Origin of the sequence: Bradyrhizobium sp. LB11.1 (genome assembly GCF_040549385.1) — a bacterium.
GTDB lineage: Bacteria > Pseudomonadota > Alphaproteobacteria > Rhizobiales > Xanthobacteraceae > Bradyrhizobium.
In genome coordinates this window covers 86,688-111,328 of the sequence record NZ_JBEPTH010000005.1, presented here as the reverse complement: position 1 = coordinate 111,328, position 24,641 = coordinate 86,688, and the positions used below count along the sequence as shown (strand labels likewise).

The following is a 24,641-nucleotide window of genomic DNA, read 5'->3' as shown; positions in this document are numbered from 1 at the left end:
AATGTCACCTTCCTCTACCGACAAGATCGCGCTCTTCATCGACGGGGCCAATCTTTACGCAACGGCGAAAACTCTCGGCTTCGACATCGATTACAAGCGCCTTCTGAAGGAATTTCAGAGCCGCGGGACGCTGGTGCGGGCGTTCTACTACACGGCGATCATCGAGGATCAGGAGTATTCCTCGATCCGCCCCCTGATCGACTGGCTCGACTACAACGGCTACACCGTCGTCACCAAGGCGACCAAAGAGTTCATCGATGCCTCCGGACGCCGCAAGGTGAAGGGCAACATGGACATCGAGCTTGCGGTCGATGCCATGGAGCTCGCCGAGCATATCGACCAGATGGTGTTGTTCTCCGGTGACGGTGACTTCCGCTCGCTGATCGAAGCCGTGCAGCGCCGCGGCGTGCGGGTCACGGTGATCTCGACCATCGCCAGCCAGCCGCCGATGATCGCGGACGAACTTCGCCGCCAGGCCGACGTCTTCACCGACCTCGTCGAGTTGCAGTCCAAGCTTGGCCGCGATCCGTCCGAGCGCCCCGCGCCGCGCGATCGCGGCGAGCGCGAGGCGCGCCACCACGCACCGCAGTTCCTCCAGCGCGCGACCACGATGGCGCCGAGGGGCGATGACGACTTCGAGGAGTGAGGCGGCCCGGTCAAGCCGCCATGCCCCCACCCTCGTCCCCGACCGTGACTGTCCGCTCTGCCCGCGCCTGGTTGCCTTTCGTGAGGCAAACCGCGCGCGAGAGCCGCTCTGGCACAACGCGCCGGTTCCGCCCTTCGGCGATATCAAGGCGCGCCTTTTGATCGTCGGCCTCGCGCCGGGCATGCAGGGCGCCAATCGCACGGGACGGCCGTTCACCGGCGACTATGCCGGCGACCTGCTCTATGCGACGCTGCTCGAATACGGCTTTGCCAAGGGCACCTATCAGGCCCGTCCCGACGACGGCATGAAGCTGGTCGACTGCCGGATCGCCAATGGCGTGCATTGCGTGCCGCCGCAGAACAAGCCGCTGCCGGTGGAGATCAACACCTGCCGGCAGTTTCTTGTCGCGAATCTCGAGGCGATGCCGAAACTGCGCGCGATCGTTGCGCTCGGGCGGATCGCGCACGACACCGTGCTCAAGCCGCTGAAGCTGAAGGCGTCGCAAGCCCCCTTTAGCCACGGCGCCGTGCATCAGGCTGGCCCGTTCAAGCTCTACGACAGCTATCATTGCTCCCGCTACAACACGAACACCCGTGTGCTGACGACGGACATGTTCCGCAGCGTGTTTGCGAAGATAAAGGCCGACCTCGATTAGGTCTCTGCCGGAGTCTTTGCGGGATTGGCCTTGAGCCAGTCCAGCACATCGCCGGCGTTCCGATCGGGTGGGAACACCGGATAGAACACTTGCGTGATCCTGGCGTCGTCGATGATCAGCGCGAGTCGCTTGATCAGCGTGAGGCCTGCGACCTCCATGGTCGGCAGATTGAGCGCGCGCGTGAACGCCAGCTTCTCGTCCGAGAGCACCGGGAACGGCAGATGCAGCCGAGAGGCCATCTCGGTCTGGTAAGCGTTGCTCTGGGTTGAAAGGCCGAACACCTGGGCGGCGCCGGCGGCCTTCAACTCGGCAAACAAGTCGCGAAACGCACATGTCTGCGGCGTGCATCCTCGCGCCCCCGGGATCATGTCCCAGTCGTCGACCAGCGCGATCTTGCCTGGCTCGCCGGTGCGCGGATAGGCGAACACCACGGTGCGGCCAGGGAGCGCCGACAGATCCACCGAATTGTCATCGGTCGCACGCAGGCTGATCGCAGGCAGAGTCAGGCCCTTCAGATGCGTGGTACCGCCATCGTCAGCCGGTGCGGGAATCTGGCTCCAATCGACCTCGAGCAGGTTCTTCTGGGTCATCCTGTCCTCTTGCCGCTATCCCCTCGCCCGCATCAGCCGGCCCTTCTCCCGGCTCCAGTCGCGCTTCTTCTCGGTCTCGCGCTTGTCGTGCAGCTTCTTGCCCTTTGCAACCGCGAGCTGCAGCTTGGCCCGCCCGCGCTCGTTGAAATAGAGCTTGAGCGGGATCAGCGTCATGCCCTCGCGGTCGACCGCGCCCATCAGCTTGTTGATCTGCCGGCGATGCAGCAGCAGCTTTCGCGGCCGTTTGGGCTCGTGGTTGAAGCGGTTGCCCTGGAGATATTCGGGAATGGTGGCGTTGATCAGCCAGATCTCGCCGCCCTTGGAGTCGGCATAGGACTCCGCAATCGTGCTCTTGCCGTTGCGGATCGACTTTACCTCGGTTCCGGTCAGCGCAATGCCCGCCTCGATCGTATCCTCGATCGCATAGTTGAAGCGGGCCTTGCGATTCTCCGCCATGACCTTGATAGGACGTTCGTTCTTATCGGCCATGACCTAGAAAACCTGGGCAACAAACCTGATCGACATACGCGCGTAAGCTAATAGTTTGGATGAAGCGCGCGCGTCACTTCTTGAGGAGATCGCGGATCTCGGTCAGCAGCGCGACCTCGGCCGACGGCTTCGGCGGCTCCGCGGGCTTGGCGTCATCCTTGCGCTTGAACTGGTTCATGGTGCGGATCACCATGAACAGCACGAAAGCGATGATGACAAAGTTCACGACCAACGTGAGGAAGCTGCCGTAAGCCAGCACCGCACCCTGCTTCTTGGCTTCGACGAGATTGGTCTGCGTGACGTTTTTGGAGAGTCCGACGAAATAATTGGAGAAATCCAGGCCGCCGGTGATTGCGCCGATGATCGGCATGATGATGTCGCTGACCATCGACGTCACGATGGCACCGAAGGCGGCGCCGATGATGACCGCAACGGCGAGATCGACGACGTTGCCCTTCATTGCGAATTCGCGGAATTCCTTCAGCATGTCCGTCCCCTTCCTTCGCTGTCACGCACCGGGTAGCCCAGCGCGATTCCCCAAATTTCAGTTGATCAGACCAGCATGCACCATGGCGCTGCGCACGGCAACGCGGGTCGGCTCGGAGACCGGCACCATCGGCAGCCGCAGCGTCTCGTCCAGCTTGCCGAGCAGCGACAGCGCATACTTGATCGGCGCCGGGTTGCTCTCGATGAAAAGATTGTTGTGCAGCGGCATCAGCTTGTCGTGCAGCTTTAGCGCGGTGGCATGATCGCCCTTTGCCCAGGCGGCCTGGAACTCCGAGCACAGGCGCGGCGCGACGTTCGAGGTCACCGAGATGCAGCCGTGGCCGCCATGGGCCATATAGCCCAGAATGGTCGCGTCCTCGCCGGAGAGCTGGTTGAACTCCTCGCCGAGCGCAGCACGCTGTTGCGACACGCGCACCATGCTGGCGGTGGCGTCCTTGACGCCGGCGATGTTCTTCAGCTCCCACAGCCGCTTCATTGTGTCGACCGACATGTCGATCACCGAGCGCGGCGGGATGTTGTAGATGATAATCGGAATTCCGATCGCATCGTTGATCGCCTTGAAGTGCTGATACATGCCCTCCTGGGTCGGCTTGTTGTAGTAGGGCGTCACCACCAGCACGGCGTTGGCGCCCGCCTTCTCGGCGTGTTGGGCCAGTTCGACCGCTTCCTTGGTCGAGTTAGAGCCGGCGCCGGCGATCACGGGCACCCGGCCCCTGGCTTCCTCGATGCACCATTCGACGACCTTCTTGTGCTCGTCGTGGGAGAGCGTCGGGCTCTCGCCGGTGGTGCCGACCGGGACCAGGCCGTTGGTGCCCTCGGAGATCTGCCAGTTGACCAGCGATCGGAACGCCGCCTCGTCCAGCGAGCCATTTTTGAACGGCGTGACCAAGGCGGTAAACGACCCCCGGAATTTCGTCTTGGCTGCCATGGACTTCCTCCGTACGCGGCGAGATTTTAGAGCAAGCCTCATTCTTATCGGGTCTATCCCGTTGGTAAAAGGGCTGCATCCGTGTGACGCACCGTTTAGGCCGCGATTTTGCCGCGGTGGTGGTGCAAACCCGGCGAAGGTAAGCGGCTGTTGGTATTTTGTCCGCATATTCAATCAAATACAGCCAGATCTTGTACAGATAGGTCTTGAGCCAATTGACTGATTCGGGGCGACGAACCGCCGTGACCTCCTTTCCTCGTGCCGCATGGCGATCCGCCGGTCTGGCCATATGCCTGATGGCCGGCCTGTCGATCGGCTGCGTCGCCCTGGCCAAGTCCAATGAGACGGCCGAGGACACCGCGAAGGAATCCGCCAAGCCAGTTGCGAAGGGAACCGCGAAGCCAGCCGCAAAACCACCCGCGAGGGACGCGGCCAAGGGATCGGCCAAGGAGACAATCAAGCAGACAGCCAAGGAAACCGCCAAGGAAACCACCAAGCAAACCGCTAAGGGCACGGGCAAAGAAACCGCCAAGGGCGCAAGCAAGGGAGCGGCTTCCACGCCGGCCAAGGATGCTGCAAAGAAGCCCGCTGCCAAGGATGCTGCCAAGGACAAGCCGAAGCCCGCTGCGGCCGCCTCCGTGCCAAAAGCACGACCGGCCGCCAATGCTCGGGCCTCCCATGCAGCGCCGGCGGTGACGGCCACCGTCAGACCTTCCGCCCCGCCCCCCGCCTCCGCCAGACCGGTCGCAACGCCAGTGCTGGCGCCTGCGACCCGCCAGCACGCCGCGCCGCGCAAGCCGGTCACGCCGGCCGCGGTCGCTGCGACTTCGTCGACATCGCAAGCCGACAAGGACACGCTCGAGAACGTCATCGAGCTGGTGCGCAAGCGCAAGCCGGGCGACGCCAGCAGTTACGCGGATTCGATTTCCGACCCAGTTGCGCGAAAGCTCGCGGAGTGGATCATCCTGCGCAGCGAGGACAATGGCGCGAGCGTCGAGCGCTACCGTGCCTTCCTCTCCGCCAATCCGAGCTGGCCGTCACAAACCTTCCTGCGCCGGCGCCTCGAAGCCGCGATGTGGGACGACAGGCGCGACGATTCCGTTGGCTGGTCGTGGTTCGAGAACGAATCCCCTGTTTCGGCCAAGGGCCGCTTCGTCCTCGCCAAGGCGATGCTGGCGCGCGGAGACCGTGCCAATGCCGAGCGGCTGGTGCGCGAGGCCTGGCGCAGCGATCCGATGTCGGAGGACACCGAGAACAACGCGCTCGATCAGTTCGGCGCCCTGCTCACGCCGGGTGATCAGAAGGCGCGGATGGACACGCTGCTCTATGGCAGCGAGCACGAGGCGGCGATGCGCGCGGCAAAACGGCTCGGCGCCGGCTATGTCGCGCTCGCCAAGGCCCGTATCGCCTCCTTCAAGAAGGCACCCAACACGCGCGCGCTGCTCGAAGAAGTGCCGCGCGAGCTGCACAGCGATCCCGGCTTCATCTTCAGCAAGATCCAGCTCCTGCGCCGCGAAGAGAAGTTCGCGGAAGCAGCCCAGCTGATGCTGTCGGCGCCGAAGGACCCTGGCCGGCTCTACAATCTCGACGAATGGTGGATCGAGCGGCGCCTGCTGGCGCGCAAGATGATCGACACCGAGGAATTCCGCAGCGCCTATCTGATCGCGCGCGACGCGGCGCTACCCTCGCGCGACATCTACAAGACCGAGCAGGAATTCACGGCGGGCTGGATCGCGCTGCGCTTCCTCAACGATCCCGCGGCAGCCGCCCAGCACTTTGCCCGCATCGGCGTCGGCAGCGTCAATCCGACCACGCTGGCGCGGGCCGGTTACTGGCAGGGCCGCGCGGCCGAGGCCGCCGGTCGCCAGCAGGAGGCGCGCAACGCCTATGCCCGCGCTGCCGAGCAATCCACCAGCTATTACGGCCAACTGGCGCGCGCAAAGCTCGGCCTGCCGCAAATCGAGCTGAACAGCCAGCCGCGCGGCCGCGGCGCCGAACGGCTGGAGATCGTGCGCGCGGCGCAATTGCTCTACGAGCTCGACGAGCGCCAACTCGCCGTACCGATGCTTGCCGACATGGGCGAGAACGGCGATCCCGAGGCGCTGACCGGCCTCGGCGAGCTGACTCAACGCTACAGCGACGCGCGCGGCATGCTGCTGGTCGGCAAGGCCGCGCTCAATCGCGGCCTGCCGTTCGATTTCTACGCCTATCCCGTCAACGGCATTCCGCAGTTCAGGCAGATCGGTCCCGAGATCGAGCGCAGCATCGTCTACGCGATCGCGCGACAGGAAAGCGCGTTCAACCAGTCCGTGGTCTCGCCGGCGCAGGCCTATGGCCTGATGCAGGTGACGCCGGACGCCGCGCGCTACGTCTGCAAACGGCACGGCGCGACCTATGACCTCTCCCGGCTGAAGAACGATTCGTCCTACAACGCCACGCTCGGCGCGGCCGAGCTCGGCGGTCTGCTCGAGGATTATCGCGGCTCCTACATCATGACCTTCGCGGCCTACAATGCCGGTCGCGGCAGCGTGAAGAAGTGGATCGATCGCTATGGCGACCCGCGCGACGCCAAGGTCGACGCGGTCGACTGGGTCGAGCTGATCCCGTTCTCCGAGACGCGCAATTACGTGCAGCGGATCATGGAGAATCTGCAGGTCTACCGCGCCCGCTTTGGCGGCGGCACGCGGCTGCAGATCGACGCCGATCTGCGCCGCGGCGCCGGCAGCGTCGAGTAGCGGCCTCCTCTCTCGCGTGTAAGAGGCACGCTCTCGCGATAACAGGCGTGCGCGCCTCAAGTCGAAACGACCGTCGCCATCGCCGCAGCAATGAGCGCGAAACACCGTACCGCCGCGCTGTTGCGCGCTTGCCGCCCACTTGGCGCGGCGCCAGTAAGCTTTCCAGGACGATCCGAGCTTCGCATCCTCGGATGCCTCGCATCCTCGGACCAGCGCCGCCGCCAGCCCGTGTCCACCACCTCAAGCCGTTCGACTTGGGCACTGCGCCTATCACTGTCCATAAGGACAGGTCTCAACACCGCGCTTCGTTCGGCAAGGCGGCCTTCGCCGGAAGGATGCGATTTCGATGGCCGGCGGCCGACAAGTGCAGCCGATTGGCGTCACAAGGCCCCGCGATAGCGCTAAACAGCAAAAAGCCCCCGGCGGCTTCCCGCCGGGGGCTCTCTATCGATCGATAGATCGATATTAGAAGGTACGCTGAGCGCGGAGCAGCAGGGTCAGCGAGTTCTGATCCTTCAGCTCATACGTTGCAGCCGGCTTGGCAGCGGTGGCAACTGCAGTGTTCGCGCCCGAAACGGTGCCCGAATACTTCTGGTCGAGACGCGACCAGCTCAAGTCCGCAGTGAACGCCAGGTTCTTGACCGGAGACCAGACGGTGTTGACACCGACGACGCCGAAGCTGAAGTCCGGGTTACAAGTCGCACCCGGGCTCGCAATGGCGGCAAAGTTGGCGCAGATCAGCGTCTTGGCCGTGTCGCTGTACTTCAGCTGAGCATAGCCACCGTAGATGGCGCTCACCCAGTTCGGGTTCCAGTTGTGGGTGAAACCACCGCGGAAGCCCCAGGTCTTGGTGGTCTCGATGCCACCAGCACCACCACCGAACACGCCGTCAGAGATACTAGCGAAACCAACGCTCTGATAAGCGCCAGCCAGGCCAGTGCCGCTGTACATCATGAAGTTCTGCGGGAACAGGGTCTGGAAGCTATACTTGCTTGCACCTCGGTGTAGACGGCCTGCAAGTTGATCGAGTCACCCGCACCAGTCGGGATGTTCTTGATCGACAAGGCGCCCTGGACCGCGAAACCCCACTTGTCGGAAGGATGACCGGTGGGTTCCGTCGTGCCGAAGTAGCCGGAATGCAGATCATGCGCGGCAACCGACACCTGGGCGAGACCCCAAGCCTGGTCGACACGGATCGCACCAACGATATCGGGGGAGCGCGTTCCGCCCCAACCCTGGACACCGTAGGTACCCGTCATGAATGCACCGCCAGCAGCAGCAGCAGCAGTCGTGAAGCCGCTGGTGTTCCACAGGTTCGACTGGCCGGAGGTAAGCGTCGTCAGATCTTCGATCGACACCGAACCGGTGATGCCCTGGCCGAAGTCAGCGGTATAAGCGAACTGGTTCACACCGGTGACGTGGTTGGAGCCGCCCGGAATGGAGTCGGGACCGCCAGCCGGATAGCTCTGCCACGGGGCATCGAAGATCGAGACCGTGCCGCCCATGGTGAACCCAGCGAACTGGATGAACGCATGGTAGAGGCCGAGCGACGGGTTGCCGGCCAAGAACGCCGACGGGGCGCTGCCGGTGACCTGAGACGTATCATAGCTGAAGATCATATCAGCGTAGGTACGGACAACGCCGTATTCGGTCGCCGTGCGGGTATCGACCGTGAGGTCCATACGAGCACGGGTGTAGTAGTAGTTGGTCAGACGGTTGTTTGACCCACCATTCGCAGTCGCCGAGCTCTGATTGAAACCGTAGTCATTGGCACCGCCAAGAACTGCGTCAGCGCGCAGGTAGCCACCCAGCTTGATGCAGGTGTCGGTACCCGGCATGTAGTAGAAACCCGCACCGTACAGGGAGCAGATCTTCACGTATTCGACCGCTTTGGCCTTCACGGCCTTTAACCTATTGTTATTACTGTCGCTTTTTCACCGGTTCCATTTGCCGCCGAAGTTCCCGGTTTGACGGCGCGCGGGCCGGCTTACGCACAGTCACGCGTCCGAAACACTCGAACGAGACACTCGAATCGAGGAATCGCCACCAAGACCAGTGGGTGTGTAACGCATCGTAACGCGAGGTGATCTCTGCCAGGAAATCGTCGGCGCGCAGGACGTGGCGGAGCCTCTATGTGCCGGGACGTTACAAAGCCGGAGCAGTCCGGGCCGTTCGAGAAGCAGGGCCCGGAAATGGCTGGGAATATTCGCGAAAACACGCGCTTCCAAATTGACCATACCAAGTAAATCGATGCATAAGGCTCGCACCGGAGAGGTGGCCGAGTGGCTGAAGGCAACGCTTTGCTAAAGCGTCATACGGTCTCAAGCTGTATCGAGGGTTCGAATCCCTCCCTCTCCGCCATCCAGCGGCAGAATCAAGGTCGGGCGCATTCCGTCACCTGAAAGCGATCGTGAAGCTGGCGCGAAAGCCGGGCGCAAGGATTCGCGCGGCTGAGCTCAACCGATTCGCGCGCTCTCTATATATGTGTGTCCGCGCCTGGCAGGTCGGATCGCCAGATCCGCCAGTGGGGGCGAGATCCTTGAACCAGACGCCGGCCCAGCGCGCCGGCACGAAAAGGTCCATGATCTCCAGGAACCTGGGCAGAATGCCGGCCTTGCACGGCCGTCCGAGTTCCAGATCGCAATCGTCTGGCGCGATCTGAATCGGCATCCGGGTTCGTCAACGCGTAAAGGCAATAATCGAGAGCCCGTTCCGACTTCATCGGAACGGAAAGGCTCTAGTGCGCGGACACCCAGGCCCTCGCCTCACGCTGCGCGGCCGAGATCTCGATTTCCGACATCTGGCCGGCCACTTCCTGGCGCAGCGGAACGGCGTCCTTGCGGCCCTTCAGCGCGGCGAGGTTGAACCATTTGTGCGCGGCGACGAGGTCGACCAGGCCCGAACGGCCGCTCGCCCAATAAATCCCGCGCTCGAACAGAACGTCCGACAGCGCGCTTGCATCGATCGGCGTCGCCGCCTCGAGATCGAAAGTACCCTGAAACATAACGCATCCCCTTTTTCTTATGCCGCCTCGTTCCCCCGAGCGCGGCTCCCGTCCAACTCTGATTTGCGTGATCCTTCTGGATCATGCGCTGTTCGACTTACCCCCATGCCGTTTGCCGGCTTGTTGGAGGTGATGATGGCGGGCAAATTTGAATGGCAGTTTAAGTATCGCGATGAAGCAGACGTAAACGCCAGCGCGCGCCACGCGCGCCGGAGTTTCAAGAAGTCCCTGATTTGCAGGCACTTCTGCGATTCGTCAGATTCGGTTTACCTTGGGATTTTGGGAGAACGATAACCATCGCGCGCGGTGGCGCGTGTCCTGTGGTTTCGTCACACGCTGCCGTCACCCGGTATTCCAGAAACAGCAATGCCCCGGGAGAAGCCGCGGCGTACTGGATCGCACGGTCTGAGCCGGGCGATGACACCGCGAATGGAGAAGCGGATCGCCAACAGCGGGCAAACAGGCCACAGCTCTCGCCTGTCCCAAGACCAGGCGGCCAAGGCAACGCAACAACGCCGACGCAGCTGCGTCGCGGTCAGATCAACAATGCAGGAGAAGGGAATGCCGGCAATACCCCGGCTTCAGGGAACGAGGGCGTCGGCGAACACGTCAGGACCAGATTCCAAATTGACCCGAAGGCCGCTTGTGGAATTGCGGAGCCCTTTTGAAGGAGACCCGCACCGAACGAAGAAAACTTGTTTCTTCTGCCGGACCGGACTTTGGCGAGCAAGCCCGCGAAGCTGACGATCCGACCGTTGACCTGATGTCTCGCCGACACCCTCTGTCGTCGACCAGAACCTTTTGAGGGGCGCTGGTGACGTGCCGGCTCTCTAGGAGCCGGCAACTTCAGAAGCGAAGTTACTTCTTCTTGGCGACCTTGCGGGTCTTCTTCGCAGTCTTCTTCACTGCGGACTTCGCCTTCTTCGCCTTCTTCGCCTTCTTAGCTTTCTTGGCCATGTTGCCCTCCGATGTGTGAGATGGCTTAATCGCTGCATGCATTCGGGGATCGAGTGCACACTCATCCCGAATACACCAACACGACGAAAAAAACATCTTCTCACTTAAGGAAGTGTTGACGACGCAACGCGCGTGCGCCAGCCGCGCTTGATTTGCCGACGCGCAGAGACCCGCGTCTGCGATTGCAAATGCTCCTTGTAACATCGACGTCGGCAAGCGTAGCGATTGCCGGAAAACACTATGCAACAAGTATTATCCTGCGCGCGCACATCACGAATGATCAGCGCGATGACGCGCGCCGCAGAGCGCGCGATGGCGTCGTGGAGGCGAGTCGCGGACTCTGAGTCGCGAATTTTGGCAACGAAATTATTTTCATGCTTAACGGCGGAAGCGCTCGTCAGAGCGAGTGCAAGCCGCCGTTTTGTGCGAATCGCGCCACCGCGATTCGCAACTGCATCGTGACCTCGACGGGATGAAGTTTGCTGTCTGCGATGCGTGCGCGCGTCTCGTCTCGACGTCACGCGAGGTGATGGCGAGCGTCTCGCCGTCTCGCCCGAGCGCGTGACGTCAGACGCCGAGCTTGGACTTGAGCAGCTCGTTGACCGCCTGCGGGTTCGCCTTGCCGCCGGATGACTTCATCACCTGGCCGACGAACCAGCCGAGCGACTGCGGCTTGTCCTTCACCTGCGCGGCCTTGTCGGGATTGGCCGCGATGATGTCGTCGACAACCTCTTCGATCGCCGAAAGATCCGTGACCTGCTTCATGCCGCGGCTTTCGACCAGCGCGCGGGGGTCGCCGCCCTCTTGCCAGACGATCTCGAACAGATCCTTGGCGATCTTGCCGGAGATCGTGCCCTCGCCGATCAAGTCGATGATCGCAGCCAGCTGCTCGGAGGTAACAGGAGAGCCCGTAATATCCCGGCCTTCCTTGTTGAGACGGCCGAACAGTTCGTTGATCACCCAATTCGCCGCCGTCTTGCCGTCGCGGGCGCGGTTGGCGAGCCCGTCGAGCACGGTCTCGTAGAATACCGCGCTCTCCCGCTCGGCGACCAGCACGCTCGCATCATAGGTCGACAGGCCGAGGTCGGAGACGAAGCGCGTCTTCTTCTGGTCCGGCAACTCGGGAAGCTCGGCCTTCAGCGCGTCGACGAAGCTTTGCGAGAACTCCAGCGGCAGCAAATCCGGATCGGGGAAGTAGCGGTAGTCATGCGCCTCTTCCTTCGAGCGCATCGAGCGCGTCTCGCCCTTGTTGGGGTCGTAGAGCCGCGTCTCCTGGTCGATCTGGCCGCCGTCCTCGAGGATTTCGATCTGACGCCGCGCTTCGTACTCGATCGCCTGGCCGATGAAGGTGATCGAGTTCATGTTCTTGATCTCGCAGCGGGTGCCGAGCGGCGCGCCCGGCTTGCGCACGGAGACGTTGACGTCGGCGCGCAAGCTTCCCTTCTCCATGTCGCCGTCGCAGGTGCCGAGATAGCGCAGGATCGAGCGCAGCTTGGTCACATAGGCCTTGGCCTGCTCGGCGTCGCGGATGTCGGGCTTGGAGACGATCTCCATCAGTGCCACGCCGGAGCGGTTGAGATCGACATAGGTCATGCTCGGAGACTGGTCGTGCAGCAACTTGCCGGCGTCCTGCTCAAGATGCAGGCGCTCGATGCCGATAGAGACGCTGCGGCCGCCGTCGAGTTCGACCACCACTTCACCCTCGCCCACCACCGGCGACTTGTATTGGCTGATCTGGTAGCCCTGCGGCAGGTCCGGATAGAAATAGTTTTTCCGATCGAACACCGAACGCAGGTTGATCTTTGCGTTGAGGCCGAGCCCGGTCCGGACAGCCTGCCTGACACATTCCTCATTGATGACGGGCAGCATGCCCGGCATCGCAGCATCGACCAGCGAGACGTGGCTGTTTGGCTCGCCGCCGAACGTGGTCGAAGCGCCCGAGAACAGTTTTGAGTTCGACGTCACCTGGGCATGGATCTCCATGCCGATGACCACCTCCCAGTCGCCGGTTGAGCCCTTCAGAAGCTTGTGCGTGGCCGTGCTCATGTCTTGCTCCCGAGCAGCGTGGCAGCGATCCGCTCCCACTCCGCTTCCAATGAATCCTTTGCCGCAGGCTGGCCCGCCTGGCGATACCAATAGCCGGCATTGCCGAGATCGCCTTCGACGCGGTGCAGATAGGCGTGCACCCAGGCGGCGTCGCGACCCTGATCGTCCTGGACGATCTTGTGCGCGTGATCCCAGTCGCCCTTCGCGGCCCACCAGAGACCGGCGAGCGGCGCGCTCAGGCCAGGCGCGGGCGCCGCGCCGTCGAGGCTCGCGATGATATCAGCGACATTCACCACCACCTCGCCGGCGTGAAGCGGCCAGCGGCCTGCTCGATCACCTCGCCGAGCGAGAACAGCGTCTCCTCCTCGAACGGACGGCCGATCAGCTGCAGGCCGAGCGGCAGGCCTTGCGCGTCCTTGCCGGCGGGCACGGCGATGCCCGGCAGGCCCGCCATGTTCACGGTCACCGTGAAGATGTCGTTGAGATACATCTCGACCGGGTCGGCGCCGCCCTTCTCGCCGATGCCGAAAGCCGCCGACGGCGTCGCCGGCGTCAGGATCGCGTCCACGCCCTTGGCGAAGCAATCCTCAAAATCCCTCTTGATCAGCGTGCGCACCTTCTGGGCGCGCAGATAATAGGCGTCGTAATAGCCGGCCGAGAGCACATAGGTGCCGATCATGACGCGGCGGCGCACTTCCGCGCCAAAACCTTCGGCGCGGGTGTTCTCGTACTGCTCGATGATGTTCTTGCCCTGCTCGCGCAGGCCGTAGCGGACGCCGTCATAGCGCGCGAGGTTGGACGAGGCCTCCGCCGGCGCCACGATGTAATAGGCCGGCAGCGCGTACTTGGTGTGCGGCAGCGAGACCTCGACCAGCTCGGCGCCGGCCGCCCCCAGCCAGGCCGCGCCCTCGCTCCAGAGCTTCTCGATCTCAGCCGGCATGCCGTCGAGGCGATACTCCTTGGGAATGCCGATCTTCATGCCCTTCACGGACTTGCCGATCGCCGCCTCGTAATCCGGTACGGGAATGTCGACCGAGGTCGTGTCCTTCGGATCGTGGCCGGCCATCGAGCGCAGCAGCATCGCCGCATCGCGCGTGCTCCGCGCGATCGGACCGGCCTGGTCGAGCGAGGACGCAAAGGCGACGATGCCCCAGCGCGAGCAACGGCCATAGGTCGGCTTGATGCCGACGGTCGCGGTGAACGCCGCAGGCTGGCGGATCGAGCCGCCGGTGTCGGTCGCAGTCGCCCCCATGCAGAGCAGCGCGGCGACGGCTGAGGCCGAGCCGCCCGACGAGCCGCCCGGCACCAGCGTCGTGTTGCTTCCCTCGCGTCGCCAGGGATTGCCGACGGGGCCGAAGCAGGAGGTCTCGTTCGCCGAGCCCATCGCGAACTCGTCGTTGTTGAGCTTGCCGAGCATCACCGCGCCGTCGCGCCAGAGCTGCGAGGTGATGGTGGACTCATAGGTCGGCACGAAATTGCCGAGGATCTTCGAGCACGCCGTGGTGCGCACACCCTTGGTCGCGAACAGGTCCTTGATGCCGAGCGGGATGCCGGCCAGCGGACCGGCGTTGCCCTTGGCGATCTTCTCGTCCACGGCCTTCGCCATGTCACGCGCGCGATCGGGCGTTTCCATCACGAAGGCGTTGAGCACGCGCGCGGCTTCGATCGCGCTCAGATGCGCGTCGGTCAGCTCGAGGGACGTGAAAGTCTTGTCGGCGAGGCCCTTGCGGGCCTCGGCGAGCGTCAGCGATGTCAAATCGGTCATTTATTGATCGGGCTGCAGAAGAAGGGAGACAGGGTCTTGTCGTTGGCAGGGTCGTCTTTTTTCCTAGCGGCGGCATTCGCAGCGGCCTCGATCTCGTCGAGCACGGCATTGACGGCGACATTGGGGTCGGCAGCCTTGCCCTGCCGCTCCATCTTGTCGAGGTAGTTCATGTAGGCCTGATAGGCCTTCTCATCGTCGCAAAGCATGCACATCGGACGGCGTCCTGAATTGAACTACTCGACAACCTTGGGCACCAGGAAGAAGTGACCTTCGGTCGCAGGCGCGTTGGCAACGATATCGTCGGCGATCTCGCCGTCATTGACGACGTCTTGCCGCTTCTTCATCTGCATCGGGGTCACCGAGGTCATGGGCTCCACGCCCTCGACATTGACCTCAGAGAGCTGCTCGACAAAGGCGAGCATGGCGTTGAGCTCGCCCTGCAGATGCGGAACCTCGTCCTCGGAAACCGCAATGCGCGCCAGATGCGCGATGCGGCGGACGGTAGCGGCGTCGACGGACATTATATAAGGCCTCTCACGGCAAAACCTACGTGCCGTATAGCAGAGGCCGGTTTTGCGCCGCAACCGGCGTGGCTGGCCTAGCCAGCCAGCGCTTTCATGCGGGCCAGTGCCGATCTGGCAAAATCCCGGGTCAATTCGGCGGCGGGAAGGTCCCGACCCATGCCAATCGCCTGCCCAGCCCAGAGATTGGTGAAATCCACCCTGCCCTGCTTTTCGGCAGCATTCTTCAGCGGCCCCAGCGCGGTCGCCGCATGGGGAAACGGCGGCGCGTCCGGCGAGGTCGGGCCGGCCTCGCGCATCAGGCGGTTCTGGACACCGCGCGCCGGGCGTCCGGTCATGACATTGGTGATGACGGTGGAATCGTCTCGCGCCTCGGCAAGCGCCTTGCGACCGCCCGCGCTGACCTTGGATTCCGGACAGCGCAGATAGGCGCTGCCGATCTGCACGCCGGAGGCGCCGAGCGCGAAGGCGGCTGCGATGCCGCGCCCGTCCGCGATGCCGCCGGCCGCGATCACCGGCACTTTCACGGCATCAGCGACCTGCGGCACCAGCGCAAACGTGCCGGGCTGCTCCGATATCTTGTCGGTCAGGAACATGGCGCGATGACCGCCGGCTTCGGCGCCTTGCGCGATGACGGCATCGACGCCGTGCTGTTCCAGCCAAACCGCTTCCTTCACCGTGGTGGCCGACGAGATGACCAGGCAGCCAGCCGCCTTGACGCGCTTGAGCAGCACCGCCTCCGGCAGGCCGAAATGGAAGCTGACGACCTTCGGCTTCAGCTCCTCGACGACCTCGCAGAAGGAGACGTCGAACGGCGCGCGGTTCGCGGCGTTGATCGGCGCGGCGGGGTCGAGGCCATGCTCCGTATAATAGCCCGTGAGCCGCTGCTTCCAGCGCGCTTCGGCCTCGGCCGTGAGCTCGATCGGCGTGTGGCAGAAGAAGTTCATGTTGACCGGCGCCTTCACGCGCTGCCGGATGATGTTGACCTGCTCGCGCGCCTTCTCCGGCGACAGCATCGCGCTCGGCAACGAGCCGAGCCCGCCGCCCTCAGCCACAGCGATCACCAGCTCGGCATCCATCACGCCCGCCATCGGCGCCAGCACGATCGGGAATTCGGTCTTGAAGAGATCGATCAGTCGACGGTCAGGCCACATGGTGTGCGTCTCTCTTTTTAAACCCTCTCCCCTTGCGGGAGAGGGTGGCTTCGCGAAGCGAAGTCGGGTGAGGGGTTTCTCTCCGCGGAAGCAGTCCCCTCAAATCGGATTCGTCTCCCCGCGGATAGAACCCCTCATCCGGCGCTACGCGCCACCTTCTCCCACAAGGGGAGAAGGGAAAGATGCGATGGAGTTGCGCCGGCCGGCAAGAAGCTGCTCGGCCTCAGACGCAATCCGTTCGACGATCTCGGCCGCCGGCGGAATATCATGGATCAGGCCGACCGCCTCTCCTGCAAAGACGGCCGCGATTTCGAAATCGCCCGCCATTTTCGCTGCGGCATACTCCCCCGCGACTTCGTCTGCGCGCTGCATCAGCTCGATCTCACGGCCGGTCCAACTCTTGATATGGCCGTTGACCAGCGTTCGCGCGGTAAACGGCGCCGGCCAGAACAGTTTCCGCGACCAGTCGGGAATGACGCCGCGGACAGTGCCGTTGCCGTCAGCAGTGCGGATGCGCTCCTTGGCCCCGTCGGCACCATTGGCCTCCACGCTCGCGTAAAAGCGCGTGCCGATCAGCACGCCGGATGCGCCGAGCATCATCATCGCCGCCAGACCGCGACCATCGGCGATCCCGCCGGCCGCGACCACCGGCACGTGGCCGGCCGCGAGATCGACGATCGCGGGCACGATATCGACGGTGGTGCGCGATGCGCCATGGCCGCCGGCTTCAGTACCCTGCGCGATCAAAATCTCCGCGCCGGCATCGAGCGCCTGCTTCGCCATGTCCTCGCTCTGCACCTGGCAGATCAACCGCGCACGGCTCGCCTTGATGCGCGCCGCGAACGGCGCGGGATCGCCAAATGACAGCATGACCGCCTGCGGGCGCGCATCGAGCGCGATATCGAGAAGCTCTGGCTGTTTTGCCAGGCTCCAGGTGATGAAGCCGATCCCGAACGGTGCAAAACCCTTCAACTCCGAGGCCTCAGCCTGAAGTCGGACGCGGTCGCCGTAGCCACCGCCGAGGATCCCGAAACCGCCGGCCTCGCTGACGGCGCGGGTCAGCCGGGTGCCGGCGATCGTGTCCATCGGGGCCGACAGGATCGGATGCCTGATTCCGAGAAGCTCCGTCAGCGGCGTGGCGATCGGCATAGGTTCTCCCACTCTGGACAGGAACATTAGGCGCAACTAGCATTCACGAAAAATGAATTGTTGCGAACGTTGCCATCACAAAAGCGGAACGATGCCATGGAACTGAGTGACATCCAGACCTTTGCCGCGGTCGCCCGCACCGGCGGCATCACCCGCGCCGCCGAAGAGCTCAACACGGTGCAATCCAACGTCACCCAGCGCGTCAAGGCGCTGGAGGCCGAGATCGGCACACCGCTGTTCGAACGCCACAGTCGCGGCATGACCCTCACGGGCGCTGGCAAACGCCTGTTGCCTTACGCGCAACGAATGGCGGCGTTGTCGCACGAGGCTGTGCTGGCTGCGCGCGACGACGGCGAGCCGAAGGGGCCGCTTGCCATCGGCTCGATGGAGACGACGGCCGCGGTGCGGCTGCCGCCGCTGCTCGCCGATTTCCACCGCCGCTACCCGGCCGTTCGGCTCAGCCTGCGGACGTCGCCGACCGCCGATCTCGTCGCCGGTGTGCTCGAAGGGACGCTCGATGGCGCTTTCGTCGCTGGTCCCATCGCGCATGCCGACCTTACCGCCACCAGCGCGTTCCGCGAAGAGCTGGTGCTGGTCAGCGCGCGGCGCTGGGCCTCGCTCGCCGAGTTGCGCGCCGGCACGCCCGAGTCAGGCCCGACTGCGCTGGTGTTCCGTACCGGCTGCACCTACCGGCAGCGGCTCGAGCAGATTTTTGTCGAGTTCGGCTGGCCGTCGGCCGCGCGCTTCGAGCTCGGCACGCTCGACGGCATGGTCGGCTGCGTCGCCGCCGACATGGGCGTCACACTGCTGCCGCGCGCGGTGATCGAGCGCAGTTCAATGAATGGCAGCGTGACGATGCATCCGCTGAGCCCATCGCATGCCCGCGTCGAGACGCTGTTCATCCAGCGCAGCGCCGGCCATCAAACCAGCGCGCTCGGTGGCTTCCTGTCGTGCCTGACCAAGGACGACGACATCATCGCGGCCTGACCAACCACCGCCGCAACGCAACGAAGGCCCAGATCGCCTCGACCAGGCCGAACGGCCAGGCGCCCTGCAGGAAACCGTACGCGGACCCGAGCGCGCAGGACGCCGCGAACAGCAGCACGAACCAGTGGCTGCGATCCTCAAGGGCATAGCAGACCAGCATCGCCGTCACCGCAAACAGCCCGAATAGTGTCAGTGCATCCATCGTTGTGGGTTCACTCCGCGGCGCGACGCGTGATATGCGCTAGTCCCATGCCGGCTCTTATCCTGCCTTTGATCGATGCTGCAACCCACTGGCCCGAACGCGGTGGGCTGGTCGGCCTTGATCTCGGCACCAAGACGATCGGCGTTGCCGTGTCCAATCCGGACCGGCGGCTCGCCACCGGCGTCGAGACCATCCAGCGCAAGGCGTTCAAGCAGGACGCGGCCCGGCTGCTCGCTATCGCAGCCGAACGGAAGGCGGTTGGCTTTGTGCTCGGCCTGCCCATCAACATGGACGGCAGCGAGGGGCCCCGCGCGCAATCCACCCGCGCCTTCGCCCGCAATCTCGCCAACCTGACCGCACTCCCGATCGGCCTCTGGGACGAGCGCCTGTCGACCGCAGCGGTCGAACGCGAGCTGATCGGCATGGACGTCAGCCGCGCCAAGCGCGCCGAGGTGATCGACGAGCACGCCGCGATCTTCATCCTGCAGGGCGCGCTCGACCGTCTCGCCAATCTGCGCACGGCATCGGGGAACAGCTGATCCATGGTCGTCGTGATCGCGGCGCTGCTGCCGGTCTTCATTCTCATCGTGCTCGGCGTGGTGCTCAGGCGCAGCCTGATGCGGCTCGACACCCAATGGCACGGGCTGGAGCGACTGACCTACTTCGTGCTATTTCCGATGCTGTTGATCCAGACGCTGGTCAAGGCAGACCTTTCAAAGGTGCCGATCGCCGGTGTGGGCGGTGCGCTGCTGCTGTCGACGCTTGCAATGTCGCTGCTGTGCCTCGCGCTGCGTCCTGCGCTGGCGCGGCTCAACATCGACGGCCCCGCCTTCACATCGATCTTCCAAGGCGCGACACGCTGGCAGACCTATGTGGCACTGTCCGTCTCGGCCAATTTGTACGGCGATGTCGGCCTAGCGCTGGCCTCGGTTGCGATGATCGCGATCATCCCGCTGGTCAACGTATTCAGCGTCGCCGTGCTCGCACATTACGCATCGCCCGAAAAGCAATCCGCGCGCGCCATCGTCATGACCGTGATCCGCAATCCCCTGATCTGGGCCTGCGTCATCGGCCTCGTCATCAACGTCACTCACCTACCCTTGCCAAAGATCTGGCACGAGGTCGCGGACGCGCTCGGTCGCTCCTCCCTCGCCATCGGCCTACTCGTCACCGGCGCCGGCCTCCAGCTCAAGGGCCTGCTCCGCCCGAGCGTCGGCGTGACCCTCGGCGTGACGTTCAAGCTAGTGCTGATGCCGGTGCTCGCACTGGCGCTCGCCATGTGGTTCGGCCTGTCAGGCACCAACCTCGCGATCGTGGCGATCTGCGCGGCGGTGCCGACCTCGCCGAGCGCTTATGTATTGGCCCGCCAGATGGGCGGCGACGCACCTCTGCTGGCGCAGATCATCACGCTGCAGACGATTTTGGCGGCGATCACGATGCCGATTGCGATCGCGCTGGTGGCTTAGAACTCGTCATTGAGAGCGCACCTCTCTCACCTTCGTCATTGCGAGCGCAGCGAAGCAATCCAGGCTGCCTTCGCGGAGAGATCCTGGATTGCTTCGCTGCGCTCGCAATGACGGAACGTGGGGCAACCGCCGGGCCTATTTCCCCAGCCACATCGTTAGCACCACCGCCGTCATGTTGTTCAGCGCATGCAGCACGATGGTGAGCCAGAGCGAGTTGGCGCGGTAGCGCATGTAGCCGAACCACAGGCCGATCGAGAACACCTCGGCGAGGAAGTACAGATCGTATTGCACATGCACCGCCGTCCACACCAGCGACGACAGGATGATCGCGCCGGGCACACGCAAAAAGCTCGCCGACCAGCCGCGGAAGAGGAAGCCGCGCGCGAGCACCTCCTCCGACATCGGCGCCGCCACGCTGAAGGCGAACAGCAGCAACAGCGCCGCGCCCTTGTCGCGGCCCGACTTCAACAGGTCGGTCATGAAGCCCGGCGTCGCCTCGCGGCCGAGGGATCGCGACACCACCTCCCAAGCCATCACGGTCAGGAGGAGCCCGGCAGCGCCGAGCAGGAATTGCCTCCAGGTCGGCCAATGCAGTGCCAGATAATCGACGAAGGATTCCTTCTTGATGCGAATGGCGAGCCACGCGACCCCAAGCGTCGCGGGCAGACCCATGATGACCGACAGCGCCAGCGCCTGAGGCTCGGAACCAATGAGTTGCATCGATGGGAGGTTGAGCGGCAGACCGCGGTGCATCACGAGCAGGACGATCGCACCGATCTGTCCGACGAACATCGCGACGAAGAGCAGGACGCCCCACAGCGCCGTGCCCCAGAACTTCCAGACGCGTAGCGGCGCCTGCTCAGCAGATGTTACGGTGAGCGGCAGATGGACGGGATCGAGGGGATTGACGTCGTCGGTGATGATCGCGGGCTCTGTCATGGCGCTTCCTGCGGCCGGAATCAGTTCCGCCGCGGCTGGATCGGGAAATCATAGGCCGCCCCGCCCGCCCCCGGCAGGGAAAAATGCCACCACTCCTTCGAATAGTTCACAAAGCCTTGCTTCGCCATCGCAGCCACCAGCCGCCCGCGCCAGGCGCGCTGATCCCGTGTGATCGACGGTGCTGCGGTATGCCCCTTCGCATCCGTGCAATCATAACCGGTGCCCATGTCGACGCTGCCTTCCGGCAGCCGCGCCTCGACCGGCGCCGTGCAGTCCGCATAGGATTTTGACGGGTCGATCGTGGCGGAATTGTCCGCCTTGAGATCGACCAACGTGAGGTCGAGCGCAGCACCCGTCGAATGCTGCGAGCGGCTTGCGATATAGCCGAGGCGAAACAGCTCGGTCTTGCGGATCCGCGGATTGTAGCGCCGGTCGGCTGATGTCTCGTGGCCGTTCTGCGACCATCTCACCATGTCGCGCGAGGCGCGCGCCGGCCGGTAGCAGTCGAACATCTTGAGCGAGAGATTTTGCGCCGCAAGCTCCTGCTGAACCGCCTTCAGCCGCAGGCCGACTTCGCGCTTCACCACGCATTCGCCGGCGCCGTAGCCGGCGAGCGGACGGCCGACGAAATTGTTTGCGGTGGCGTAGCGGATGTCCTGGACGATGGTGGGATCGACGCCGCGCAGATAGACGAAGCCGCCGGGGAGCGATTGGGCGAGGGCTGCCGGGATGGAAGCCATTGCGAGAAATGAAATCAAAATCGATCCAACCAAGCGCATTCGCTTTCCCTGTCGTTCCGGGTCAAGGTCACAGATCGGGGGATAACTCACCACCCCGGCTTTGCCCCTTGCTCCCCCAGCCATCCGCGCCTATAGCTCTCGCTTTAATGACATCAAAATCGACCTTCGTCCTCGGCCACCGGCATTTGCTGGGCATCGAGGGCCTTTCTGCGGCCGACATCACCGGCCTCCTCGACCTGTCCGAAGAATATGTCGAGCTCAACCGCCAGGTTGACAAGAAGCGCACCGTCCTGCGTGGACGGACGCAAGTAAACCTCTTCTTCGAGGCTTCCACCCGCACCCAGTCCTCATTCGAACTCGCCGGCAAACGGCTGGGCGCGGATGTCATGAACATGTCGGTGTCCTCCTCGTCCATTAAGAAGGGTGAGACGCTGGTCGACACCGCGATGACGCTCAACGCCATGCACCCGGATATCCTGGTGGTGCGCCATCACGCCTCCGGTGCGGTGGAACTGCTGGCCCGCAAGGTTGACGGTTCCGTGATCAATGCCGGCGACGGCGCACACGAGCACCCGACGCAGGCGCTGCTCGACGCGCTCACCATCCGCCGCAACAAGGGCAGGATCGAGGGCCTCGTGGTCGCAATCTGCGGCGATGTGCTGCATTCGCGCGTTGCGCGCTCCAACATCATCCTGCTCAACGTGATGGGCGCCCGCGTCCGCGTCGTCGGCCCCTCCACGCTGCTGCCGCCCGGCATCGAGCGGATGGGCGTCGAGGTCGCCCGCGACATGCGCGAAGGCCTCAACGGCGCTGACATCGTGATGATGCTGCGGCTGCAGCGCGAACGCATGAACGGCTCCTTCGTGCCGTCGACCTCCGAATACTTCCACTATTTCGGGCTCGACCAGAAGAAGCTCGGCTACGCCAAACCCGATGCGCTGGTGATGCATCCCGGTCCCATGAACCGCGGCGTCGAGATCGACACCGCGGTCGCCGACGGCGCGCAGTCCCTGATCCGCGAACAGGTCGAGATGGGCGTGGCCGTACGCATGGCCGTGCTCGAAGCGCTCGCCCGCAACCTGCCGAACGCGTGATGCCCATGCTGACCGACCGCCGCCCGATCCTGCTCGCCAACGCCCGCGTCGTCGATCCCTCTAGGGATTTCGACGGTCCCGGCGATGTCCTCATCGCCGACGGCATCATCCGCGAAACCCGCCGCGGCATTGGTGCGGCCGGCGTCCCCGAGGGCACCGACGTCGTCAACTGCTCCGGCAAGATCGTGGCGCCCGGCCTGATCGACATCCGCGCCTTCGTCGGCGAGCCCGGCTTCAGCCATCGCGAGACCTTTGCGTCGGCCAGCCAGGCGGCTGCGACCGGTGGCATCACCACCATCATCTGCCAGCCAGACACGTCTCCCGTGATCGACAATTCGGCAACCGTCGATTTCGTGATGCGCCGCGCGCGCGACACCGCGATCGTCAACATCCTGCCGATGGCCGCACTCACCAAGGGCATGCGCGGCGAGGAGATGACCGAGTTCGGTCTCCTCAAGGCTGCCGGCGCCGTCGCCTTCAGCGATGGCGATCGCAGCGTCACCAATGCGCAGGTGATGCGGCGCGCGCTGACCTACGCTCGTGATTTCGACGCGCTGATCGTCCATCACACCGAGGATCCCGATCTGGTCGGCGAAGGCGTGATGAACGAAGGCGAGTTCGCGAGCCGGCTCGGCCTGATGGGCATCCCGAAGGCCGCCGAGGCCGTGATCCTCGAACGCGACATGCGCCTCGTCGCGCTCACCGGCGGCCGCTATCACGCGGCGTCGCTGTCCTGCATCGAGTCGCTCGAGATTATGAAGCGCGCCCGTGACGCCGGCCTCGCGGTCAGCGCCTCGGTCTCGATCAACCATCTTGCCCTGAACGAGAACGACATCGGCCCCTATCGCTCCTACCTGAAACTGTCGCCGCCGCTGCGCACCGAGGACGACCGTCGCGCGCTGGTGGCGGCTGTCGCCTCCGGCCTCGTCGACGTCATCATGTCCGATCACAATCCGCACGACGTCGAGGTCAAGCGGCTGCCGTTCGCAGAAGCAGCTCCGGGCGCGATCGGCCTCGAGACCATGCTGCCGGCGGGCCTGCGGCTGGTTCACAATGACGAGCTCGACCTCAAGACGCTGATCCGGGCGATGTCGACGCGGCCAGCCGAGCTGCTCGGCTTGCCGGGCGGAACCCTGCGCACCGGCGCGGCGGCCGATGTGGTCGTGATCGACCTTGATGTGCCCTGGGTTGTCGATCCCGCCGACCTCAAATCGCCCTGCAAAAACACCCCGTTCGATGAGGCCCGCTTTACAGGCCGCGCTATCAGGACCATCGTCGGCGGGCGAACGGTGTTCGAGCATGTCTGACATGCGGAGTTCTCACCATGGGATCTGCAGACATGGGGCTTGAAGCATTGCTGCCGGTGGCCTTCGTCATCGGCTATTTCTTCGGCTCGATTCCGTTCGGCCTGATTCTGACGAAACTCGCCGGCACGCAGGATCTGCGCTCGATCGGCTCCGGCAGCATCGGCGCCACCAACGTCCTGCGCACGGGACACAAGGGTCTCGCCGCAGGCACCCTGCTGCTCGATGCGCTCAAGGGCACGGCGGCGGTCATCATCGCCGGCTATATCGCAGGTCCCAATGCCGCGATGGTGGCAGGCCTCGGCGCATTCCTCGGCCACCTCTTTCCGGTCTGGCTGAAATTCAAAGGCGGCAAGGGCGTTGCTGTGTATATCGGCATCCTGCTCGGTCTGTTCTGGCCGGCGATGGTGGTGTTCTGCCTGATCTGGCTGGCGACCGCCTTCACTGCTCGCTACTCCTCGCTCTCGGCGCTGGTGGCGGCCTTTATCACGCCGCTGTTCCTGTGGTGGTTCGGCCACCTTGCATTGGCGGCGCTTTCCGTGGTTTTGACGCTGCTGCTGTTCTACGCGCATCGCGAGAACATCAAGCGACTGCAAGCAGGTAAGGAAAGCCGGATCGGCGAGAAAGCGTAAAGCCGGAAAAAGTACGGATACCGCCACAAGGCCTCCGCATTATATGCCAATTCCTGTTCGCAACTTCGGTCGAACTCGTGGCCGGGAGTGGCGAACAGGTTTCATGCCTGTCATCCTGACTCAGGAAATGG

Annotated in this window: 26 protein-coding genes and 1 tRNA gene; 10 read left to right on the top strand and 17 right to left on the bottom strand. The window is 64.0% G+C overall.

What is annotated here, in order from left to right:
- Position 1: 1 nt before the first annotated feature.
- Together ABIA96_RS14805 and ABIA96_RS14800 are read left to right on the top strand one after the other, a co-directional pair.
- Complete coding sequence (locus tag ABIA96_RS14805; RefSeq protein ID WP_354137785.1) at positions 2-646, top strand: LabA-like NYN domain-containing protein; 645 nt, start codon at positions 2-4, stop codon at positions 644-646.
- A complete protein-coding gene (locus ABIA96_RS14800; protein ID WP_354137784.1) occupies positions 627-1,301 on the top strand; it encodes a uracil-DNA glycosylase in 675 nt (224 codons plus the stop codon). The genes ABIA96_RS14805 and ABIA96_RS14800 overlap by 20 nt, the downstream gene beginning before the upstream one ends.
- On the opposite strand, the gene ABIA96_RS14795 is transcribed toward ABIA96_RS14800, so the two are convergent.
- The 4 genes from ABIA96_RS14795 to dapA all read right to left on the bottom strand — a co-directional run bounded on the left by ABIA96_RS14795 (position 1,298) and on the right by dapA (position 3,815).
- Positions 1,298-1,891: a peroxiredoxin gene (locus tag ABIA96_RS14795; RefSeq protein WP_354137783.1), complete on the bottom strand. Its 594-nt coding sequence runs from the start codon at positions 1,889-1,891 to the stop codon at positions 1,298-1,300. The two genes, ABIA96_RS14800 and ABIA96_RS14795, sit on opposite strands and share 4 nt — an antisense overlap.
- A gap of 15 nt (positions 1,892-1,906) precedes the next feature.
- Positions 1,907-2,380, bottom strand: a complete 474-nt coding sequence (gene smpB, locus ABIA96_RS14790; RefSeq protein ID WP_354137782.1) for an SsrA-binding protein SmpB — start codon at positions 2,378-2,380, stop codon at positions 1,907-1,909.
- A 73-nt stretch (positions 2,381-2,453) separates the two neighbouring features.
- Positions 2,454-2,867 (bottom strand): large conductance mechanosensitive channel protein MscL, encoded by a 414-nt coding sequence (gene mscL, locus ABIA96_RS14785; protein WP_354137781.1) that lies wholly within the window; start codon positions 2,865-2,867, stop codon positions 2,454-2,456.
- Positions 2,868-2,924: 57 nt separating this feature from the next.
- A complete protein-coding gene (dapA, locus tag ABIA96_RS14780; protein WP_354137780.1) occupies positions 2,925-3,815 on the bottom strand; it encodes a 4-hydroxy-tetrahydrodipicolinate synthase in 891 nt (296 codons plus the stop codon).
- A 296-nt stretch (positions 3,816-4,111) separates the two neighbouring features.
- On the opposite strand from dapA, the gene ABIA96_RS14775 reads away from it, so the two are divergent.
- Positions 4,112-6,550 carry a transglycosylase SLT domain-containing protein gene (locus ABIA96_RS14775; RefSeq protein WP_354138182.1) on the top strand — a complete coding sequence of 813 codons (2,439 nt, stop codon included), beginning with the start codon at positions 4,112-4,114 and terminating at the stop codon, positions 6,548-6,550.
- A gap of 465 nt (positions 6,551-7,015) precedes the next feature.
- Here ABIA96_RS14775 and ABIA96_RS14765 read toward each other — a convergent pair whose 3' ends face one another.
- Both ABIA96_RS14765 and ABIA96_RS14760 read right to left on the bottom strand, forming a co-directional pair.
- Complete coding sequence (locus ABIA96_RS14765; protein WP_354137779.1) at positions 7,016-7,504, bottom strand: porin; 489 nt, start codon at positions 7,502-7,504, stop codon at positions 7,016-7,018.
- Complete coding sequence (locus tag ABIA96_RS14760; RefSeq protein ID WP_354137778.1) at positions 7,501-8,451, bottom strand: porin; 951 nt, start codon at positions 8,449-8,451, stop codon at positions 7,501-7,503. The genes ABIA96_RS14765 and ABIA96_RS14760 overlap by 4 nt, the downstream gene beginning before the upstream one ends.
- Positions 8,452-8,818: 367 nt before the next feature.
- Between ABIA96_RS14760 and ABIA96_RS14755 the strand changes: the two genes are divergently transcribed.
- Positions 8,819-8,911, top strand: a tRNA-Ser gene (locus ABIA96_RS14755).
- A 376-nt stretch (positions 8,912-9,287) separates the two neighbouring features.
- Here ABIA96_RS14755 and ABIA96_RS14750 read toward each other — a convergent pair.
- The 8 genes from ABIA96_RS14750 to ABIA96_RS14715 all read right to left on the bottom strand — a co-directional run bounded on the left by ABIA96_RS14750 (position 9,288) and on the right by ABIA96_RS14715 (position 17,146).
- Complete coding sequence (locus ABIA96_RS14750) at positions 9,288-9,554, bottom strand: hypothetical protein (protein WP_354137777.1); 267 nt, start codon at positions 9,552-9,554, stop codon at positions 9,288-9,290.
- A 1,524-nt stretch (positions 9,555-11,078) separates the two neighbouring features.
- A complete protein-coding gene (gatB, locus tag ABIA96_RS14745; RefSeq protein WP_354137776.1) occupies positions 11,079-12,557 on the bottom strand; it encodes an Asp-tRNA(Asn)/Glu-tRNA(Gln) amidotransferase subunit GatB in 1,479 nt (492 codons plus the stop codon).
- Complete coding sequence (locus ABIA96_RS14740) at positions 12,554-12,856, bottom strand: hypothetical protein (protein ID WP_354137775.1); 303 nt, start codon at positions 12,854-12,856, stop codon at positions 12,554-12,556. The genes gatB and ABIA96_RS14740 overlap by 4 nt, the downstream gene beginning before the upstream one ends.
- On the bottom strand, positions 12,847-14,322 hold the full coding sequence (gene gatA / locus ABIA96_RS14735; protein WP_354137774.1) for an Asp-tRNA(Asn)/Glu-tRNA(Gln) amidotransferase subunit GatA: 1,476 nt from the start codon (positions 14,320-14,322) through the stop codon (positions 12,847-12,849). The genes ABIA96_RS14740 and gatA overlap by 10 nt, the downstream gene beginning before the upstream one ends.
- Positions 14,319-14,534, bottom strand: coding sequence for a hypothetical protein (locus tag ABIA96_RS14730; protein ID WP_015685637.1), 216 nt, complete (start codon positions 14,532-14,534; stop codon positions 14,319-14,321). Before ABIA96_RS14730 ends, gatA begins: the two co-directional genes overlap by 4 nt.
- A 21-nt stretch (positions 14,535-14,555) precedes the next feature.
- Complete coding sequence (gene gatC / locus ABIA96_RS14725; RefSeq protein WP_008548395.1) at positions 14,556-14,843, bottom strand: Asp-tRNA(Asn)/Glu-tRNA(Gln) amidotransferase subunit GatC; 288 nt, start codon at positions 14,841-14,843, stop codon at positions 14,556-14,558.
- Positions 14,844-14,920: 77 nt separating this feature from the next.
- Positions 14,921-15,997, bottom strand: coding sequence for an NAD(P)H-dependent flavin oxidoreductase (locus tag ABIA96_RS14720; RefSeq protein WP_354137773.1), 1,077 nt, complete (start codon positions 15,995-15,997; stop codon positions 14,921-14,923).
- A gap of 144 nt (positions 15,998-16,141) precedes the next feature.
- Entirely contained in the window at positions 16,142-17,146 is a 1,005-nt protein-coding gene (locus ABIA96_RS14715) for an NAD(P)H-dependent flavin oxidoreductase (RefSeq protein ID WP_354137772.1), read from the bottom strand.
- A 96-nt stretch (positions 17,147-17,242) separates the two neighbouring features.
- Here ABIA96_RS14715 and ABIA96_RS14710 point away from each other — a divergent pair, with 96 nt between their 5' ends.
- The gene (locus ABIA96_RS14710) at positions 17,243-18,133 is read left to right on the top strand and encodes a LysR family transcriptional regulator (protein WP_354137771.1); all 891 of its coding nucleotides are present in this window, start codon (positions 17,243-17,245) and stop codon (positions 18,131-18,133) included.
- Here the strand turns inward: ABIA96_RS14710 and ABIA96_RS14705 are convergent.
- Entirely contained in the window at positions 18,120-18,335 is a 216-nt protein-coding gene (locus ABIA96_RS14705) for a hypothetical protein (RefSeq protein ID WP_354137770.1), read from the bottom strand. The two genes, ABIA96_RS14710 and ABIA96_RS14705, sit on opposite strands and share 14 nt — an antisense overlap.
- 47 nt (positions 18,336-18,382) lie before the next feature.
- On the opposite strand from ABIA96_RS14705, the gene ruvX reads away from it, so the two are divergent.
- Both ruvX and ABIA96_RS14695 read left to right on the top strand, forming a co-directional pair.
- On the top strand, positions 18,383-18,874 hold the full coding sequence (gene ruvX / locus ABIA96_RS14700; protein ID WP_354137769.1) for a Holliday junction resolvase RuvX: 492 nt from the start codon (positions 18,383-18,385) through the stop codon (positions 18,872-18,874).
- A gap of 3 nt (positions 18,875-18,877) precedes the next feature.
- The gene (locus tag ABIA96_RS14695) at positions 18,878-19,801 is read left to right on the top strand and encodes an AEC family transporter (RefSeq protein WP_354137768.1); all 924 of its coding nucleotides are present in this window, start codon (positions 18,878-18,880) and stop codon (positions 19,799-19,801) included.
- A 135-nt stretch (positions 19,802-19,936) separates the two neighbouring features.
- Here ABIA96_RS14695 and ABIA96_RS14690 read toward each other — a convergent pair whose 3' ends face one another.
- Both ABIA96_RS14690 and ABIA96_RS14685 read right to left on the bottom strand, forming a co-directional pair.
- Complete coding sequence (locus ABIA96_RS14690; RefSeq protein WP_354137767.1) at positions 19,937-20,740, bottom strand: CPBP family intramembrane glutamic endopeptidase; 804 nt, start codon at positions 20,738-20,740, stop codon at positions 19,937-19,939.
- Between the two features lie 20 nt (positions 20,741-20,760).
- Positions 20,761-21,480: a M15 family metallopeptidase gene (locus ABIA96_RS14685; protein ID WP_354137766.1), complete on the bottom strand. Its 720-nt coding sequence runs from the start codon at positions 21,478-21,480 to the stop codon at positions 20,761-20,763.
- 146 nt (positions 21,481-21,626) lie between these two features.
- Between ABIA96_RS14685 and ABIA96_RS14680 the strand changes: the two genes are divergently transcribed.
- Genes ABIA96_RS14680 through plsY form a run of 3 tightly spaced genes read left to right on the top strand, consistent with a single transcriptional unit; the run spans position 21,627 to position 24,510 of the window.
- The gene (locus ABIA96_RS14680; RefSeq protein WP_354137765.1) at positions 21,627-22,574 is read left to right on the top strand and encodes an aspartate carbamoyltransferase catalytic subunit; all 948 of its coding nucleotides are present in this window, start codon (positions 21,627-21,629) and stop codon (positions 22,572-22,574) included.
- A gap of 5 nt (positions 22,575-22,579) precedes the next feature.
- Positions 22,580-23,881, top strand: a complete 1,302-nt coding sequence (locus ABIA96_RS14675) for a dihydroorotase (protein ID WP_354138181.1) — start codon at positions 22,580-22,582, stop codon at positions 23,879-23,881.
- A 32-nt stretch (positions 23,882-23,913) separates the two neighbouring features.
- On the top strand, positions 23,914-24,510 hold the full coding sequence (gene plsY, locus ABIA96_RS14670) for a glycerol-3-phosphate 1-O-acyltransferase PlsY (protein ID WP_354138180.1): 597 nt from the start codon (positions 23,914-23,916) through the stop codon (positions 24,508-24,510).
- The last annotated feature ends 131 nt before the right edge of the window (positions 24,511-24,641 follow it).

Excerpts from the sequence above, each read along its gene's own strand:
- ABIA96_RS14805 (WP_354137785.1), top strand. The coding sequence starts at position 2 with ATGTCACCTTCCTCTACCGACAAGATCGCGCTCTTCATCGACGGGGCC.
- ABIA96_RS14800 (WP_354137784.1), top strand. The coding sequence starts at position 627 with ATGACGACTTCGAGGAGTGAGGCGGCCCGGTCAAGCCGCCATGCCCCC.
- ABIA96_RS14795 (WP_354137783.1), bottom strand. The coding sequence starts at position 1,891 with ATGACCCAGAAGAACCTGCTCGAGGTCGATTGGAGCCAGATTCCCGCA.
- smpB (WP_354137782.1), bottom strand. The coding sequence starts at position 2,380 with ATGGCCGATAAGAACGAACGTCCTATCAAGGTCATGGCGGAGAATCGC.
- mscL (WP_354137781.1), bottom strand. The coding sequence starts at position 2,867 with ATGCTGAAGGAATTCCGCGAATTCGCAATGAAGGGCAACGTCGTCGAT.
- dapA (WP_354137780.1), bottom strand. The coding sequence starts at position 3,815 with ATGGCAGCCAAGACGAAATTCCGGGGGTCGTTTACCGCCTTGGTCACG.
- ABIA96_RS14775 (WP_354138182.1), top strand. The coding sequence starts at position 4,112 with ATGGCCGGCCTGTCGATCGGCTGCGTCGCCCTGGCCAAGTCCAATGAG.
- ABIA96_RS14765 (WP_354137779.1), bottom strand. The coding sequence starts at position 7,504 with ATGATGTACAGCGGCACTGGCCTGGCTGGCGCTTATCAGAGCGTTGGT.
- ABIA96_RS14750 (WP_354137777.1), bottom strand. The coding sequence starts at position 9,554 with ATGTTTCAGGGTACTTTCGATCTCGAGGCGGCGACGCCGATCGATGCA.
- gatB (WP_354137776.1), bottom strand. The coding sequence starts at position 12,557 with ATGAGCACGGCCACGCACAAGCTTCTGAAGGGCTCAACCGGCGACTGG.
- gatA (WP_354137774.1), bottom strand. The coding sequence starts at position 14,322 with ATGACCGATTTGACATCGCTGACGCTCGCCGAGGCCCGCAAGGGCCTC.
- ABIA96_RS14730 (WP_015685637.1), bottom strand. The coding sequence starts at position 14,534 with ATGTGCATGCTTTGCGACGATGAGAAGGCCTATCAGGCCTACATGAAC.
- gatC (WP_008548395.1), bottom strand. The coding sequence starts at position 14,843 with ATGTCCGTCGACGCCGCTACCGTCCGCCGCATCGCGCATCTGGCGCGC.
- ABIA96_RS14720 (WP_354137773.1), bottom strand. The coding sequence starts at position 15,997 with ATGTGGCCTGACCGTCGACTGATCGATCTCTTCAAGACCGAATTCCCG.
- ABIA96_RS14715 (WP_354137772.1), bottom strand. The coding sequence starts at position 17,146 with ATGCCGATCGCCACGCCGCTGACGGAGCTTCTCGGAATCAGGCATCCG.
- ABIA96_RS14710 (WP_354137771.1), top strand. The coding sequence starts at position 17,243 with ATGGAACTGAGTGACATCCAGACCTTTGCCGCGGTCGCCCGCACCGGC.
- ABIA96_RS14705 (WP_354137770.1), bottom strand. The coding sequence starts at position 18,335 with ATGGATGCACTGACACTATTCGGGCTGTTTGCGGTGACGGCGATGCTG.
- ruvX (WP_354137769.1), top strand. The coding sequence starts at position 18,383 with ATGCCGGCTCTTATCCTGCCTTTGATCGATGCTGCAACCCACTGGCCC.
- ABIA96_RS14695 (WP_354137768.1), top strand. The coding sequence starts at position 18,878 with ATGGTCGTCGTGATCGCGGCGCTGCTGCCGGTCTTCATTCTCATCGTG.
- ABIA96_RS14690 (WP_354137767.1), bottom strand. The coding sequence starts at position 20,740 with ATGACAGAGCCCGCGATCATCACCGACGACGTCAATCCCCTCGATCCC.
- ABIA96_RS14685 (WP_354137766.1), bottom strand. The coding sequence starts at position 21,480 with ATGGCTTCCATCCCGGCAGCCCTCGCCCAATCGCTCCCCGGCGGCTTC.
- ABIA96_RS14680 (WP_354137765.1), top strand. The coding sequence starts at position 21,627 with ATGACATCAAAATCGACCTTCGTCCTCGGCCACCGGCATTTGCTGGGC.
- ABIA96_RS14675 (WP_354138181.1), top strand. The coding sequence starts at position 22,580 with ATGCTGACCGACCGCCGCCCGATCCTGCTCGCCAACGCCCGCGTCGTC.
- plsY (WP_354138180.1), top strand. The coding sequence starts at position 23,914 with ATGGGGCTTGAAGCATTGCTGCCGGTGGCCTTCGTCATCGGCTATTTC.